The 13,996-nt window shown below is 43.1% G+C and carries 16 protein-coding genes; 8 read left to right on the top strand and 8 right to left on the bottom strand.

What is annotated here, in order from left to right; genetic code table 11:
* Nucleotides 1-51 precede the first annotated feature (51 nt).
* On the bottom strand, nucleotides 52-702 hold the full coding sequence (gene pyrE / locus IEV39_RS10115; protein WP_005282368.1) for an orotate phosphoribosyltransferase: 651 nt from the start codon (nucleotides 700-702) through the stop codon (nucleotides 52-54).
* 41 nt (nucleotides 703-743) lie between these two features.
* On the opposite strand from pyrE, the gene IEV39_RS10110 reads away from it, so the two are divergent.
* A complete protein-coding gene (locus IEV39_RS10110) occupies nucleotides 744-1,568 on the top strand; it encodes an exodeoxyribonuclease III (RefSeq protein ID WP_005227948.1) in 825 nt (274 codons plus the stop codon).
* Between the two features lie 436 nt (nucleotides 1,569-2,004).
* Nucleotides 2,005-2,355, top strand: coding sequence for an arsenate reductase (locus tag IEV39_RS10105; protein WP_005282364.1), 351 nt, complete (start codon nucleotides 2,005-2,007; stop codon nucleotides 2,353-2,355).
* A 66-nt stretch (nucleotides 2,356-2,421) separates the two neighbouring features.
* Here the strand turns inward: IEV39_RS10105 and IEV39_RS10100 are convergent, their stop codons facing one another.
* Nucleotides 2,422-2,859, bottom strand: coding sequence for a DUF2147 domain-containing protein (locus tag IEV39_RS10100; protein ID WP_005227959.1), 438 nt, complete (start codon nucleotides 2,857-2,859; stop codon nucleotides 2,422-2,424).
* Between the two features lie 204 nt (nucleotides 2,860-3,063).
* Between IEV39_RS10100 and IEV39_RS10095 the strand changes: the two genes are divergently transcribed.
* Together IEV39_RS10095 and IEV39_RS10090 are read left to right on the top strand one after the other, a co-directional pair.
* A complete protein-coding gene (locus tag IEV39_RS10095; RefSeq protein WP_005282362.1) occupies nucleotides 3,064-3,975 on the top strand; it encodes an alpha/beta hydrolase in 912 nt (303 codons plus the stop codon).
* 274 nt (nucleotides 3,976-4,249) lie between these two features.
* Nucleotides 4,250-5,437, top strand: coding sequence for a GGDEF domain-containing protein (locus IEV39_RS10090; protein WP_005282360.1), 1,188 nt, complete (start codon nucleotides 4,250-4,252; stop codon nucleotides 5,435-5,437).
* 39 nt (nucleotides 5,438-5,476) lie between these two features.
* Here the strand turns inward: IEV39_RS10090 and IEV39_RS10085 are convergent, their stop codons facing one another.
* From IEV39_RS10085 to IEV39_RS10070, 4 genes are all read right to left on the bottom strand, one after another.
* On the bottom strand, nucleotides 5,477-6,172 hold the full coding sequence (locus IEV39_RS10085; RefSeq protein ID WP_005282358.1) for a glutathione S-transferase family protein: 696 nt from the start codon (nucleotides 6,170-6,172) through the stop codon (nucleotides 5,477-5,479).
* Between the two features lie 2 nt (nucleotides 6,173-6,174).
* A complete protein-coding gene (gene dsbD, locus IEV39_RS10080; RefSeq protein WP_032883128.1) occupies nucleotides 6,175-8,028 on the bottom strand; it encodes a protein-disulfide reductase DsbD in 1,854 nt (617 codons plus the stop codon).
* Between the two features lie 79 nt (nucleotides 8,029-8,107).
* Nucleotides 8,108-8,875, bottom strand: a complete 768-nt coding sequence (locus tag IEV39_RS10075; protein ID WP_005227965.1) for a transporter — start codon at nucleotides 8,873-8,875, stop codon at nucleotides 8,108-8,110.
* Nucleotides 8,876-8,906: 31 nt separating this feature from the next.
* A complete protein-coding gene (locus tag IEV39_RS10070) occupies nucleotides 8,907-9,452 on the bottom strand; it encodes an ankyrin repeat domain-containing protein (protein ID WP_005282353.1) in 546 nt (181 codons plus the stop codon).
* A 166-nt stretch (nucleotides 9,453-9,618) separates the two neighbouring features.
* On the opposite strand from IEV39_RS10070, the gene IEV39_RS10065 reads away from it, so the two are divergent.
* On the top strand, nucleotides 9,619-9,882 hold the full coding sequence (locus tag IEV39_RS10065) for a hypothetical protein (protein ID WP_005282351.1): 264 nt from the start codon (nucleotides 9,619-9,621) through the stop codon (nucleotides 9,880-9,882).
* 184 nt (nucleotides 9,883-10,066) lie between these two features.
* Here the strand turns inward: IEV39_RS10065 and IEV39_RS10060 are convergent, their stop codons facing one another.
* Nucleotides 10,067-10,441 (bottom strand): HPF/RaiA family ribosome-associated protein, encoded by a 375-nt coding sequence (locus tag IEV39_RS10060; RefSeq protein ID WP_005227968.1) that lies wholly within the window; start codon nucleotides 10,439-10,441, stop codon nucleotides 10,067-10,069.
* 369 nt (nucleotides 10,442-10,810) lie between these two features.
* On the opposite strand from IEV39_RS10060, the gene IEV39_RS10055 reads away from it, so the two are divergent.
* From IEV39_RS10055 to IEV39_RS10045, 3 genes are all read left to right on the top strand, one after another.
* Entirely contained in the window at nucleotides 10,811-11,536 is a 726-nt protein-coding gene (locus IEV39_RS10055; protein ID WP_005282348.1) for an outer membrane protein OmpK, read from the top strand.
* Between the two features lie 135 nt (nucleotides 11,537-11,671).
* A complete protein-coding gene (locus tag IEV39_RS10050) occupies nucleotides 11,672-12,220 on the top strand; it encodes a GNAT family N-acetyltransferase (protein ID WP_005282347.1) in 549 nt (182 codons plus the stop codon).
* An 83-nt stretch (nucleotides 12,221-12,303) separates the two neighbouring features.
* Nucleotides 12,304-13,044 carry a hypothetical protein gene (locus IEV39_RS10045; protein WP_005282345.1) on the top strand — a complete coding sequence of 247 codons (741 nt, stop codon included), beginning with the start codon at nucleotides 12,304-12,306 and terminating at the stop codon, nucleotides 13,042-13,044.
* Between the two features lie 245 nt (nucleotides 13,045-13,289).
* On the opposite strand, the gene urtE is transcribed toward IEV39_RS10045, so the two are convergent.
* Nucleotides 13,290-13,988 (bottom strand): urea ABC transporter ATP-binding subunit UrtE, encoded by a 699-nt coding sequence (gene urtE, locus IEV39_RS10040; protein ID WP_005282342.1) that lies wholly within the window; start codon nucleotides 13,986-13,988, stop codon nucleotides 13,290-13,292.
* Between the last annotated feature and the right edge of the window lie 8 nt (nucleotides 13,989-13,996).

Below are 13,996 nucleotides of genomic sequence, written 5' to 3'. Positions count from 1 at the left end.
TAAACGAACAAAAAAGGAAGCCTTCGCTTCCTTTTCATCTTCATCTAAAACTTAGATACCATATTTTTCACGATAAGCCTGCATATTGGCCAAAGCGTCTTTTTCGCCTTTGGCATCCAGATAATCCATCAAGTCCTTCATGGTAATTAAGGCATGCACCGGGATTTCGAGTTCTTTTTGCACTTCCTGAATCGCAGAAAGCTCACCTTGACCGCGTTCCTGACGATCTAGCGCAACCAATACACCAGCAATTTCAGCACCTGCATTTTTCAAAATGGTCACGACTTCACGAATCGCAGTACCGGCCGTAATCACATCATCAATGATCCAGACTTTTTGACCGGCAACTGAGGCACCGACCAATACACCACCTTCACCATGATCTTTGGCTTCTTTACGGTTAAAGCCCCACGGTACACTTTTGCCATGAACCTGTGATAAAGCCACAGCGGTAGCTGCCACAAAAGGAATTCCCTTATAGGCTGGACCAAAAATCACACCGACATTGTTACACTGCACCAGTTTATCGGCATAGCCTTGCGCTAATAAAGACAGTGCTTCACCATCATTGAGTAAACCTGCGTTAAAGAAATAAGGGCTGACACGGCCTGATTTTAAGGTAAACTCACCAAATTTAAGCACTCCACGTGATAATGCGAGTTCGATAAAAGCTTGCGGATGAAATGACACAGGCGTTGTCATATAAGGTGCTCCAAATTCTTCAATTGAGGTTAAACAGACGTATGATACCAAAGGATAGCTATCCAAGTGATGTAAAAATTCTTCGAGTCGTTTCAATTAACGTAAATGGCTTGCGTGCTTCTGTCACCAAAGGCCTGCTCGAATGGTTGGAACAGTCTGGTGCAGATGTGGTGTGTATGCAGGAAAGCCGCATTACTCATGAGCAATGGACCGATAAATTTAAACCTGAAGGATGGTACACCCACTTATTCCCTGCTGAACGCGCAGGTTATGCAGGCACAGCCATTTATAGTCGCCTGCCTTTCGTCTCGGTAACCAACGGCTTGGGTTTTGAACTGGCCGATACGCAAGGCCGTTTTATTTCGGCTGAATTTGATTTAGGACTGTCACAAACCGTTCATATTGCCTCCTTATACTTGCCATCAGGATCAAGCGGTGATGAAGCACAGGCACGCAAAGACGTGTTCTTAAAAGAGTACGCGCAAGTACTCAAACAATGGCGCGACGAAAATAAATCCATCATCGTGTGTGGAGACTACAATATCGTGCATAAACGCATCGATATTAAAAACTGGTCAGGGAACCAGAAGTCATCTGGCGTATTGCCGCATGAACGTGCCTGGCTCGATCATATCTATGACGAGCTGGGTTATGTGGACACCTTCCGTGAGGTACGACCTGAAGCAGAGTTGTACTCATGGTGGTCAAATCGCGGTCAGGCGCGTGCGAAAAATGTCGGGTGGCGGATTGACTATCATGCCTGCTCTCCAGACTGGAAAGCACGTACTGCGAATGCATGGGTCTATAAAGAACAATGGTTTAGCGATCATGCACCGGTGATTATCGACTATAAAATACACGAATAAGTGAACATATGTTCACTTAACCCGCTTCTTTAGCTTACAGAACTTGTCGCTTTTGTGTATTTTTATTTACTAGCTAGAACGGCATTATAGCTTCACGGCACAGGGAAGCGGTCAGGATGACCAGAAAGGGATAGGACGCCGTAGGAAGATAAAATAAACTTGATTCAAGTTTATTTGCATGGATGAGACATTGGACGTTGAAATGAGACCCGCATAATCAGGAAGATTAAATGCGGGTTTTCTCTTTTTTGATATTAGATATTTTCTGTTTATTGTGTCATTCGCCATTTTGCTCAAAAAACATGCGCATTTTGATCATTGCATCACGATTGAACCGCTCTACCGATAAACTTAATAAAAAATTTCAACTGGCGCATCAGTTGCTTTTTACGTTAGGCTTTCATCCATATTTTTCACTCTTTCTAGGGTTTTTCTCATGTTTAAAATTTATGGCATTAAAAATTGTAATTCAATGAAAAAAGCCTTTGATGCGTTACAGGCAAAAGGTATCAATTACGAGTTCCATGATTACAAGAAACAAGGCATTGATGCTGACACTTTAGCAATCTGGTTAAAAGAAATTGGCGCAGATAAAGTCCTGAATAAAAAAGGCACGACCTGGCGCAAATTAACTGCTGACGAGCAAACACACGCGACTAGCAATGAACATAACCTGATTGAAACACTGATGGCCCAGCCTAGCCTGATTAAGCGTCCTGTACTGCAAACTCCAAATGGCTTTGTGATTGGTTTCGATGAAGCAACCTATCAGGGTTTATCAGCTTAAACCGATAAATCGCAGCAATAAAAAAACCGAGTCATTAGACTCGGTTTTCTGTTATTTAAATCTGGCTTAGTTGGTACGAATCCAGGTCTGATTACGACCTAAAGCTGCAACGCCAATATAGCCACGTAATTTCAGCTTTTTGCCGCCATCGAGAATTTCAGCTTTTAACTTATAGGTTTTGCCATTTTTAGGATCGATGATCGAACCTTCATCATAGCTGGTACCGCCTACATTTTTCAGGCCATGTACGATGGTCACGCCTTTCAGCGGTTTGTTGTGATAAGGTCCTTCACACTTAGAGCATGCATTTTCCTGACCTGCCACTAAATATTTTTGAATAGATGCGGTGAGGGTTCCATCCTTTTGCTCAGTAAACTTCACAATCGCCTTTGGCTGTTTCGTTTCATCATCAATGGTTTGCCAAACACTGCCATTCAGCGCATCCGCTGCATTGGCAAAAGTTGTTAAACCGAGCAATCCAAATGCTAGAGCAATTTTCTTCATTTTTGTAATATCCTTAAGGGGTCTTTCAAACTGAAAGTATTGAGAAGTTCAATCAATATTGCAATTCTTGATTATGACTATTTGGTATAACCTGCGTAAGAGTGACATAGCGCACAATTTTTCAGTTTTTATCATGAGGTCTAGGCGCTACTTATATTCAAGAACTTTCTTATTGGTATACCCAACTAACAATATGGAAAAATTATGAAATTTGCTACTGTTTGGAAATATTATTTTACTGAATCTTTACTTAAAGCCACGATTCGGACACCGAGCCAATTTAATCTGGCACCCAATGCTTTACGACCATTACTGGATCAACTCTGTCGCCTATTTCCACACAATCCAACAGTACAAATTCGATCGTTACGCTTAGCCGGTGTTCGTGGTGAGGAAATTAAAGCGCAAGCTGCGGCAACACAACTGATTTTACATATTCACGGTGGTGCTTTCTTCTTAGGTAGCCTGAATACTCATCGTGCATTGATGACCGATATTGCAGCACGTACGCAAATGCAGGTGATTCATGTCGATTACCCGCTGGCACCAGAACATCCTTTTCCTGAAGCGATTGATGCGATTTTTGATGTTTATCAAGCATTGCTGGTACAAGGGATTAAACCTAAAGATATTATTATCTCGGGGGACTCTTGTGGTGCCAACCTCGCCTTGGCCTTGTGCTTGCGTCTGAAACAGCAACCTGAACTGATGCCAAGTGGTCTGATTCTGATGTCGCCTTATCTGGATTTAACCTTGACCAGTGAATCACTTCGCTTCAACCAGAAACATGATGCCTTGCTCTCAATTGAAGCGTTACAGGCAGGTATCAATCATTATCTAAAAGAGGGTATTCAGGCTGATGATCCACGCGTTTCACCATTATTTGATGATCTGACCGGCTTACCACCAACACTCGTTCAAGTCGGTTCTAAAGAAATTCTGCTGGATGATTCAAAACGCTTTAGAGAAAAAGCTGAAAAAGCCGATGTTGAAGTGAACTTTAAACTCTATACCGGCATGTGGCATAACTTCCAGATGTTTAATGCCTGGTTCCCTGAAGCTAAACAGGCTTTGGCCGATCTTGCTGAATTTGCACATGCCTTAGATCGCGACTAAGCACCCTCAAAATCTGTGTAAAAAATGGTCAGCTTAGGCTGACCCTTGTCACTCTTGATTCAGTTTGGTCATCAACAAATAAAAATCATTGAATATTCAGATAACAGCTTATTTTTCAAAATATTTTTCCCGTCCTGATTTGCACTAAATCCGCCAGATGCAGACTTTTTTCTCATTCTAAAGATGCTATTGTTATTTGAATAAGCGTTCTTCCGTATTTTGATGACGGATATACAGTTCCTAGGAATCTCATTGCATAAAAGGATGCATGCCAATGGTGAAGATTCATTTTAATAGGTCAACTGACGCAAAACGATGGGGCTTTCGGCTTTCTTGGGAACATCATATTGTCGTCAATTGGACCATGCTTAAAAAAAGCATTTTATTACTTATACTTGCTGCATTAATGAACCTGTTCTGGATCAGCTGGGACATTTTCGTACTCATGAATCCGGTTTATTCAGAATGGGTCCATCTCAAGCTGGTTCGTTCACAATTATGGACCAGCCTGATTATGCTGGTGGTTTTGATCCTGTTGATTATTCCCTGCCATGTATTCAGGGAACAACACTGGGCACAGGAAGTCCTCCCGATCCTCAGTGTGCAGGTCTTTACTGCCATGCTGTGCCATAACAGCTATCTGGTCGGCAGCTTTAGTCCCGCCACCATGGTGGGCTATGTCAGTGTCGTGGGTGTCGGTCTGGTGCTATTTGACCGCCGTATGGTGTATTGCGCCCTGATTCCAGCCACACTGGCCCTGTTCTTTTGCAATTACCTGAGTATGGTCGGGGTCCTGACCTACGCACCATTATTTAACATGCAACATCTGAATCAGGTGGCCATGCATCCCTTCTGGGTCGGTAGTATGCTGTTTTTTCTGGTTCCGATCTTGCTGGCCTGTTTATTTCTATTTGAAATTTTACTGACTCAATGGCGGACTCGCGAAATGACCATCCAGATGTTGAGCCGTCTCGATCCCCTCACCAATGTCCTGAACCGGCGCAGTATTGGCAGTTATCTGGACAGATTACACCAGCAACCAGAGCAGCAATATTCGATTGTGCTACTCGATTTAGATCATTTTAAAAATATTAATGATCATTTTGGACATAGCATGGGAGATCAGGTGCTGATTCAGGTAGCACAGTGTCTGACCACCCATCTTAGAGAGCAGGATATGATTGGCCGCTTTGGCGGGGAGGAGTTTATTTTATTGCTGCCCGATACTCATACCGCCCAAGCACAAAAGGTTGCAGAGCGCTGTCGGCAGGCGATATCTCAATTACGTTTTATTACCGAACATAAGCAAGAGTTCCGTATTAGTGCCAGCTTCGGTATTAGCAGTTCGCTTAGTGCCGATGAGCCACACCTGATTATTAGTCAGGCAGATCAGGCCCTGTATGCGGTGAAAGCGGCGGGACGTAATCAGGTCAGAATCTTTACTGACCTGATCACCCGTTAGCAAAGTGAAGGCCTTGACTTGACTTCACTTGAGTCCCAATCAGACTTTTAAAAATTCTTCCCGCTGTTGACGATAAGGCTCATCAAAAGGCACAAACTGCTGTTCTTGCTTGGCTTCAGCAATCCATTGTTGTACTGAAGGTAAAGCCAATATTTTCTGCATATAGCTTTGGCTAGAAGCCGAGATGGGGAGCTGATAACAGTCAAAACGCATCACCACCGGCGCGTAAAATGCATCTGCAATACTAAATTCGCCACACAAAAAACTGTCGTCACCTGGACGTTGTGACCAGATCTGCTCAATACGGGCCACATCAGCACGCAGTTGCGCATGCTCAGACCAGAGCTGCAGACCAATATGTGTCAGGTCTGCTTCGACATTCATGGGACAAAGATTGCGTAATCCCTGAAAGCTACTATGCATCTCGGCACTGATACAGCGCGCTCTGGCACGTAAGCTTTTATCTTGTGGCCATAAGGCATGCTCAGGATGTTGTTCTGCCAGATATTCACAAATAGCCAGTGTATCCCAAACCACCCGTTCTCCATCCACAAGTGCAGGCACTTTCCCGGTTGGATTCAGTTTAAGAATTTCTGTTTTAAACTGACTATCTGCTTCAAAGCTATCAAACCGGATCAAATGCTCCTGAAATGGTATGCCAGCCTGTTTCAATAACAGCCACGGACGCATGGACCATGTTGAATAGTTTTTATTGCCAATAAAGAGTTGGTACATTGTTATTCTTTTCCTTTAAATAAGGCCAGTTGTTGTAATAGCTCGGCTTTCTGGAATGCACCCGTTAAACGTAGCGAGCGAATTTCTTGTTGTTGCTGATCGAGGAATAAATAGGTTGGTGGACCTAAAATATCCCACTGTGCTAAAAGTGCCTGATGCGATGCATCATAGTGGCTTAAATCCAGTTTAATTAAATAGTAACCCGCTAACGCCTGCTGCACCTCAGCATCTTTTAAAATACGATGCTCAATTGGCTGACAAGCCACGCACCAGTCTGCATAGACATCAATCACGATACCGCGATCTTTCGGTGCATCGGCGAGAATCTGCTGAAACTCGTCCGCAGTGTGTGCCACATGCCATTCAGCCAGCTTGTCTGCCTGAACTGAACTCAGGCTTTGGATGTGCTGGTATTGGTTAAAAGCCAAGGCTGGAATCACGACAATCAGTAAAATCGCATACAGCCATTGCAGCTTGGATTTCTGCCCAAACAGACGATAAACCGCATAGATAATAAATGCCAGACCCAGAATTAAACTCAGGATTTGAATGGCGAGTTCCGGCAATAAAGGACGAATAAAATAAAGACTCAGGGCCAGCATCAAGAAGGCAAAGATCACCTTGATCTGGTTCATCCAGTCGCCGGCTTTCGGTAAGGCTTTGGCCCCTAAAACACTGGCAAGTAACAATGGAATGCCCATGCCAAAACCCAGGGTAAATAGTAATAATGCACCCTGCCATTGGCTCTGCGTTTGCGAGATAAACAGTAATACCCCGGCCAGCGGTGCCGTCATGCATGGTCCAACCAGCAAGGCTGAAATCATGCCCATGACACTGGCGCCCACCAAGGTACCGCCTTTTTGATTGGATTGCATCTGATCAAGTCGATTGACCCAACGCTGGGGCAATTTCAACTCGAACAGGCCAAACAGATTCAGGGCAAACACCACAAACAGCAAGCTAAATGCAATCAGGGTCGCAGGTTGCTGTAACCAGCGCTGAAAATTCAAACCTGCTGCGGAAGCAATTAAACCGAGGACCGCATAGACCAGCGCCATACTGACCACAAAGGTCAGCGCAATTGACCATGCTTTCACGCCTTTATTATCACGTACGATCAACGAGGTCAGAATCGGTAACATCGGTAGAGAGCACGGCGTAAAAGCCAACAGAATGCCTAAGCCCAAGAACAATAAGATGCTATACGCCAGAGAATGCTGTTCCAGTGCACTGGACCATTTCTGGTCTTGGGCCATCACACCCGAGTTGCCTTGTGAGGCTGATTCTGCAGCTGTTTCAGCCTGTACTTCATCATCGCTGGCTGACTGTTGTGCATTCAATACACTGGATGAACGGGCCACGTCCAGAAAGCTTTTTTGCGTATTGGAGCTGACATTCTGGGCACTGACCAAACCATCCGCATCAGTTTGAAACTCAATATTTTGTGGTGGATAGCAAATACGGTCTTTGGCACACCCCTGCCAAGTCACGCGGTAGTGTTGTGATGCCTGAGTCGGGATACTGAATTCAGCTTGTTGATAATAAACCTGGCTATGACCATAGTTTTCATCATATTGCTCAACCGCTTTGGGCAGATTCAAGGCAACCGGTTGATTGCCCTGCTTTACCTCAAATTTATGCTGATAGAGATAGTAATTGGGCTGAATCGACCAGTGTAACCGTGCCTGATTCGCTTGCGTCGACTCAACCGTAAATGCAAATGCCTGTTCAGGGCTAAGTAAGGGTGCCGATGTATTCTCTTGGGCATAGGTCAGTGACCCACATAACAACAATAAGGTCCCAAGAAAATAATGCATCAGTGAAGAACCGTCTCCACCTTGAACAGAGCTTTTCATTCTCATCTCGCTATTTTTCTCCCGAATCTGCTGGGCACTTCTATAAAAGTAAGTTTAAGCGTATTCAGGAGCATGATTATTAGAATAACACCGATACGCCGAGGCCACCGTTATAGCTTTTCTGATCGCCATTGAGATCAACCCCAATGCTAGCGTCCAGCTGGGTGCGATTATTCAAAGCATAAATCAGGCCTGTACCTAAACCATATTCATAGTCTTGGCTCTCGGCTTTACGGTAAACAAATTCTGAATAACCTGATAATTTACCTGCAATTTTATAGTCAATGGTTGGAATCGCAGTTACCGCCCAATCACTGTTTTGCGCTTCATAACGCATGGTAATCGAGGTGCCGATCAGGTCGCTAAATTCATAAGCAACCGCTGAGGTAAGGCTATAAATATCATCATGGTTGGTAAATTCATCATTACCTGTCGCAATGATGGCTTCTGCCAACAAAGCCATAGATAAACGGTCATCTTTGAGATCAATGGCTTTTTTCAAACCAATGCTGACATCACCTAAACCATTGGTTTCCTTTTTCATACCGGCACGCTTGTATTGCTGCCAGACCGGACCCTGCCAACCCAATTGCAATTCCAGGCCATCTGCCAGACCGGTACGCAACAACATATCGCCATTTAAGGTCAGGGTCTTATCCTTCACCCCATCGACATTACCTTCCTGATAACTGACGCTTGGCAAGCTTTGTTCCCATGCCAGTTTACCAACCGGGGTAATGCCTGTGCCCATACCGGCACCGGGACGGTCAAAAGAAAAATCAGCCGCAAAAGCGCTGCTTGCCAGCATCGATACGGCAACTACGCTTAAAGTTTGAAATATTTTCATCATGTTCCTCGTTCTGTTATATCGGCTGGGCTTAAGCGCCGAGCTCTTTTGACATTTTTGCGCCATGCTGACGTAACAATTCCAGTGTTGCACGTTCTTCTGGCAATGATTCTGACCAATCAATTTCATCAAATTCACAATCAAAGAATAATTGGCTAATTGAAGATAAAACGGTTAAACCCTCTTCATCACGGGTATTTGGATCTACTTTTTCTTCGAGTAAACGTTGTACCACAGGCACACAAGCCGAACTTGCTGCATCCCAGAGAGGGCCATAAAACTCTTCAGCATCCCATAAATGCAAATTGGCTTTGGCCTGAATCAGCGCATCCAAAATATCCAGATAGACTTGAAGCGTTTGTTGCTTTTCTTCTTCGCTTAATGGCTGGCCTGCCTCATATGCTTCACAAATTGTTTCCCACCAGGTGAATAAACCATCACAAATCACCGATACAGGCGGCCCCTGTTCAGGATCAATAAAATTCGGGTCGAGTCCTTCAGCAAGTAAAGATTGCACTTGGTCTAAATCGAGTTGTTGTATGGCTTGCACCAAGGCCTGCTGTTGCTTATTTAACATGACCAGTTCTCACAATATTTTTTAATGAATGTATTATGCCGAATATCCTGACAGGATTTTATAAAACCATCTAAAAAATCATGTAGAAATTTGATACAGGCATAAAAAAAGCCTTACATTAGTCTAATAACACATTATTTGTTTGATAAGAATGAACAGTGTCAGGATGAAAATAACTTTATTAGAGGTACAAAAAGTATTCACCGATATGCTAAATCATAGAATTAGTCGAGAGCAAGCTGAAGCATGGGCAGCAACAAAGATGAATGCCTTGGACAACAATGAATTGTTCTTTGATCCTGCTACAACAGAGGATCTTCTATGGGAGGCTGTACTCTATTTAAGTGGTATTGGGTTAAAAATAGCCCCTGATAAGTATATGGAGAATGAAGATGGCATTAAAGAAATGTTTGATAGTTATTGGAATTAATAAGTGAAGTTCTAAAGCTAACCATAAGAAATATATTCACGATTAGAGTCACAATAAATTCAAGCTTAAATTAAAAGGACCGAGTCCTACCTATATACAGAACTCGGTCCTTAAAAGCTGCTTAATCAAACTGCCCAAATTATTGAGATCAACTCAGATTAAGGCCTTTTTTATGCGTTTATTTTTACGCTTCGTCGTCTACTTTGACACCTTCATCTGCATCGACATATTCTGGTAAACCGCCACGGTGATGATCTTTCTTCTCATAAAGATGCTCCAGACTGCGTTTTAATTTATCAATCGCACCATGAATCGAGTGATCAATATTTGGCGCTTTATGTGTCACTGCAACAGGTTTCATGCCTGCTGGACGGGCTTCAATCATACAACGTTTGTCATGATCGCCCGATTTATCCCCGTTTTCATCACTAATATGAACCGAAAAGTGCGTAATACGCTCGCTATAACGTTGGAATTCCTGTGTAAGTTCTGCACGAACATAACTAATTAAACGTTCACTACCTTGAATGTTTTTATCTGTACGGATTTCAATATTCATAAATATCTTCCTCTCTTTTCTGTGAGACGGTGCTACAAAACTTTGTTATTCAGCACACTTTGAGCATGCGGTCATTCAGTGCAGTTGTATATTTTGATTATGTAAATGCTTGTGGTCTCCTCGCTTAGCATCTGTTGATTTTCAGTATGTAAGAAGATCTTCTATAGTTCCAATATCTGTCTTTCCTCAGAAATATGCAAGCTGATTTTTGACATTTTTATTAAAACTTAAACAAAAACAGCTTTAACTTTACACGACTTTATTTTTGGCCCGAGCTCTACAATTATTTTGTACCTTTGGTCAAATTTGGCTTTATTTTTGCTTAATACCTTGTATGCTTTACACGCCTTTTTGGGGGGAGATTTTTAAATGCAATTGAAGCAAGTTACAGCAGCATGTTTATTGGTATCTACAGCAGCTTTCGCTCAGGCAAAGCCAATCTGGCAGGACTTTAGCCTGACCGGTTTGTATGGGGAAAACTACGAAGTTGTTGATGAAAAACAAACAACCTTAACGGTTGAATATGCGGCAAAAGTGAAGTATGCCGATGTGTTTTTCTTTATGGACCGTATGCGTGGTAATGAAGACCATAAAGTGACTTATTTCGAACTCTCTCCGCGTTTTAGCTTAGGCGAGATTTCAGGTCACAAACTTGCTTTTGGTCCGGTTAAAGATGTATTGATTTCAACCACTTGGGAAAGCAACAATGATGACTTTTCCAGTTTTGACAACTTCTTGTACGGCGTAGGTTTTGACCTTGCAGTTCCATATTTCCAATATGCAAATGTGAACTTCTACCGTGCCAACAATGAAAATACATCTGATGACTATCAAATGACCATTGCCTATGCATTGCCATTTAAAGTATCAAATGAAGATTTCCTCGTCGATGGTTTCCTTGACTGGTCGACAGGTGAAAAAGATCACGCCAGTGAGCTGAACTGGACTACACAATATAAATGGAATGTGGGTAAACACATTTCACCGGATACTCGTCTTTATTTAGGTGTTGAGCATTCGGTCTGGAATAACAAGTTCGGTATGAAAAACCGTGATGAAAACAATGTCAGCGCTTTGATCAAATACCATTTCTAATCAGATTAGAATGTTAAAAAACAGCAAGGATTTCCTTGCTGTTTTTGTTTGCATCCCCGAATATAAATGTCAGTTGATCTTTTGTCCTGTCAGCAACCCATCTGTTTATTTTGTCTAATTTGATGACCTTTGCTTATGTCTGAAAATATCGTACTTGCCGCTTCGACCTTAGCCGCACATTTCCGCATTCGCTTTGCCACAACAGATGACCTCGAACACATCCTCACGATTTATAATCACGAAATTTTAAATGGCACAGCCAACTGGAATGATCAGGCTGTTTCCTTAGCTGATTATCAGCAACGTTTTTACGGCATGCAGCAACGGCACTTCCCCATGATCGTAGTTGAAGACCTGAATAGCCATCAAGTGGCTGGTTATGCCTATTACGCAGCGTTTCGTGCGATCAGCGGTTATCGCCAAAGCATTGAGCATTCTGTTTTTGTTGACCCAAGTTATGCTCGCCAAGGTCTGGGCAAAGCGCTGATGCAACAACTGATTCATCTGGCCAAACAGCAAAATATGCATATTATGGTCGCTGCCATTGACAGTGAAAATAAGGGTTCGATTGTGCTGCATGAACAATTGGGCTTTGTGCAAACAGGCTATATGCCACAAGTAGGTCAAAAGTTTGGACAATGGCGGGATTTGGTCTGGATGCAACTGCAACTCACAGAAGCCTAATAAAATATCACTTTTGTAATACGATCCTCACAGCAATTTCTGACTTAAAATGAAAGACATACTTTATTTCAAAAATAGCCACAATGATTAAAACATCCCAACTCGGTCTATGCCTCACAATCGTACTTGCTTCAAGTGCCAGCTTTGCAGAACTTTCCTTCGAGCAAGAATTGCAACAGGGCTGCGCCAAAGTGAAACAATATGCCCAAGCAGGTAAAAAGTTTTACGATCAAAAGCAATATCTCAAAGCAGCCAAGCAATTCGAAGACCAAGCCGCATGGGCACATTTCTGTCAGGCCAATGCAGATGAAAGCGGGATTCAGGTCAGTGATCGAGAGATTGAAATCGCCAATAATAATGTCGGTTTAAGTTATGCAAAACTCGGTAAGCCGCAATGGGCCAGAGTCTGGTTTTTACGTGATAAAGACTCGAAAACCAGCCAATACAATTTAAAACAGCTCCCAAAACCAAAGCTATCTTCTGATTTACAAGGGACTTATGTCCGTGCCAATGGCTTTGGGCAATGGGACTATATCAAGGTCAGCAAAAAACAGAATCAATATGAGATTGGCTTCGATGGCTACTATTTTGGTCCACGCGGCCTAATCTATGGTCCCAATATGGGACAGTTTGAAACCAGCATGCCAATCAAGTCAAAACAAGCCAGCTACCGCTATGAAGATTGCCAAATCAAACTTCAATTTGCCAATGACGCAAAGCTTGGACAAAAAATTGAGGTTGAACAGCACAACGGCGAATCTTCATGTGGCTTTGGACACAATGTCTATGCAGGCGGAACGTTTTATAAGGTTGAAGACAAATAAATCGAGTGCTAACCCTTTAATGTTCTAAATTGCATTTTCCCAACATTCACTATCGTGATAGGCGACATGGATGTCGCCATGTTCGACTGCCTTGCGCTGCTTCCAAAGCCATGCTTTGGAATTGCTCAGGATGTACCGTCAGTCGAACAAAAGATTTTTGCTTACTTTTGATCTCTCAAAAGTAAGGTCCATCATAAAGATACATTCCTTAGAACACGGATAAAGTAATGGTTAGCCAAGAAATACTAAATCGCCACTAACTCCCGAATCCCCTTCTCAGGCATCTCCTCACCCCGCCCTTGTGCAATCACCTGCCCACGTGCCATCACGCTATACGCATCGGCCAACTCTTCGGCAAAATCATAAAACTGCTCCACCAAAATAATCGCCATCTCGCCTTGATCTGCTAACTTGCGAATCACCCGACCAATATCTTTAATAATCGATGGCTGAATCCCTTCGGTCGGTTCATCCAGAATTAATACACTGGGTTCTGAGGCCAAAGCTCGAGCAATCGCAAGCTGCTGTTGCTGACCACCCGATAAATCTCCGCCACGGCGGTGTTTCATCTCATCAAGTACGGGGAAAATTTCATATAAATGCGTCGGCACCTTACGCGTCTTGGCACCCGAAAATTTTGCCATCCCAATTAAAATATTTTCTTCAACCGTTAAAGTCGAAAAGATATCGCGACCTTGCGGCACATAAGCCAAACCGGCACGCACACGTTGCTCAGGAGACATCTTGGCAATGTCTTTTCCATCCAGAAGGATTTGTCCTGACTTGATCGGCAGAATCCCCATCAGGCATTTCAGTAAGGTGGTTTTGCCAACGCCATTACGTCCCAGCACCACACTACATTCTCCTACAGGCGCATTAAAAGACACATCACGCAGAATATGACTGCCACCATAGAACTGATTAATTTGTTTCACTTCTAGCATGTGCTTCT

Origin of the sequence: Acinetobacter courvalinii, assembly GCF_014635545.1 — a bacterium.
Taxonomy (GTDB): Bacteria; Pseudomonadota; Gammaproteobacteria; order Pseudomonadales; family Moraxellaceae; genus Acinetobacter; species Acinetobacter courvalinii.
The sequence above is the reverse complement of the archived record's forward strand: the minus strand, read 5'-3'. Positions and strand labels throughout refer to the sequence as shown.

Bases quoted from the DNA above. Each gene is read 5' to 3' on its own strand.
- IEV39_RS10070 (WP_005282353.1), bottom strand. From the start codon at position 9,452: ATGTTAAATAAGCAACAGCAGGCCTTGGTGCAAGCCATACAACAACTC.
- urtE (WP_005282342.1), bottom strand. From the start codon at position 13,988: ATGCTAGAAGTGAAACAAATTAATCAGTTCTATGGTGGCAGTCATATT.
- IEV39_RS10110 (WP_005227948.1), top strand. From the start codon at position 744: ATGATACCAAAGGATAGCTATCCAAGTGATGTAAAAATTCTTCGAGTC.
- IEV39_RS10085 (WP_005282358.1), bottom strand. From the start codon at position 6,172: ATGTACCAACTCTTTATTGGCAATAAAAACTATTCAACATGGTCCATG.
- IEV39_RS10055 (WP_005282348.1), top strand. From the start codon at position 10,811: ATGCAATTGAAGCAAGTTACAGCAGCATGTTTATTGGTATCTACAGCA.
- IEV39_RS10105 (WP_005282364.1), top strand. From the start codon at position 2,005: ATGTTTAAAATTTATGGCATTAAAAATTGTAATTCAATGAAAAAAGCC.
- IEV39_RS10065 (WP_005282351.1), top strand. From the start codon at position 9,619: ATGAAAATAACTTTATTAGAGGTACAAAAAGTATTCACCGATATGCTA.
- dsbD (WP_032883128.1), bottom strand. From the start codon at position 8,028: ATGAAAAGCTCTGTTCAAGGTGGAGACGGTTCTTCACTGATGCATTAT.
- IEV39_RS10050 (WP_005282347.1), top strand. From the start codon at position 11,672: ATGTCTGAAAATATCGTACTTGCCGCTTCGACCTTAGCCGCACATTTC.
- pyrE (WP_005282368.1), bottom strand. From the start codon at position 702: ATGACAACGCCTGTGTCATTTCATCCGCAAGCTTTTATCGAACTCGCA.
- IEV39_RS10090 (WP_005282360.1), top strand. From the start codon at position 4,250: ATGGTGAAGATTCATTTTAATAGGTCAACTGACGCAAAACGATGGGGC.
- IEV39_RS10045 (WP_005282345.1), top strand. From the start codon at position 12,304: ATGATTAAAACATCCCAACTCGGTCTATGCCTCACAATCGTACTTGCT.
- IEV39_RS10060 (WP_005227968.1), bottom strand. From the start codon at position 10,441: ATGAATATTGAAATCCGTACAGATAAAAACATTCAAGGTAGTGAACGT.
- IEV39_RS10075 (WP_005227965.1), bottom strand. From the start codon at position 8,875: ATGAAAATATTTCAAACTTTAAGCGTAGTTGCCGTATCGATGCTGGCA.
- IEV39_RS10095 (WP_005282362.1), top strand. From the start codon at position 3,064: ATGAAATTTGCTACTGTTTGGAAATATTATTTTACTGAATCTTTACTT.
- IEV39_RS10100 (WP_005227959.1), bottom strand. From the start codon at position 2,859: ATGAAGAAAATTGCTCTAGCATTTGGATTGCTCGGTTTAACAACTTTT.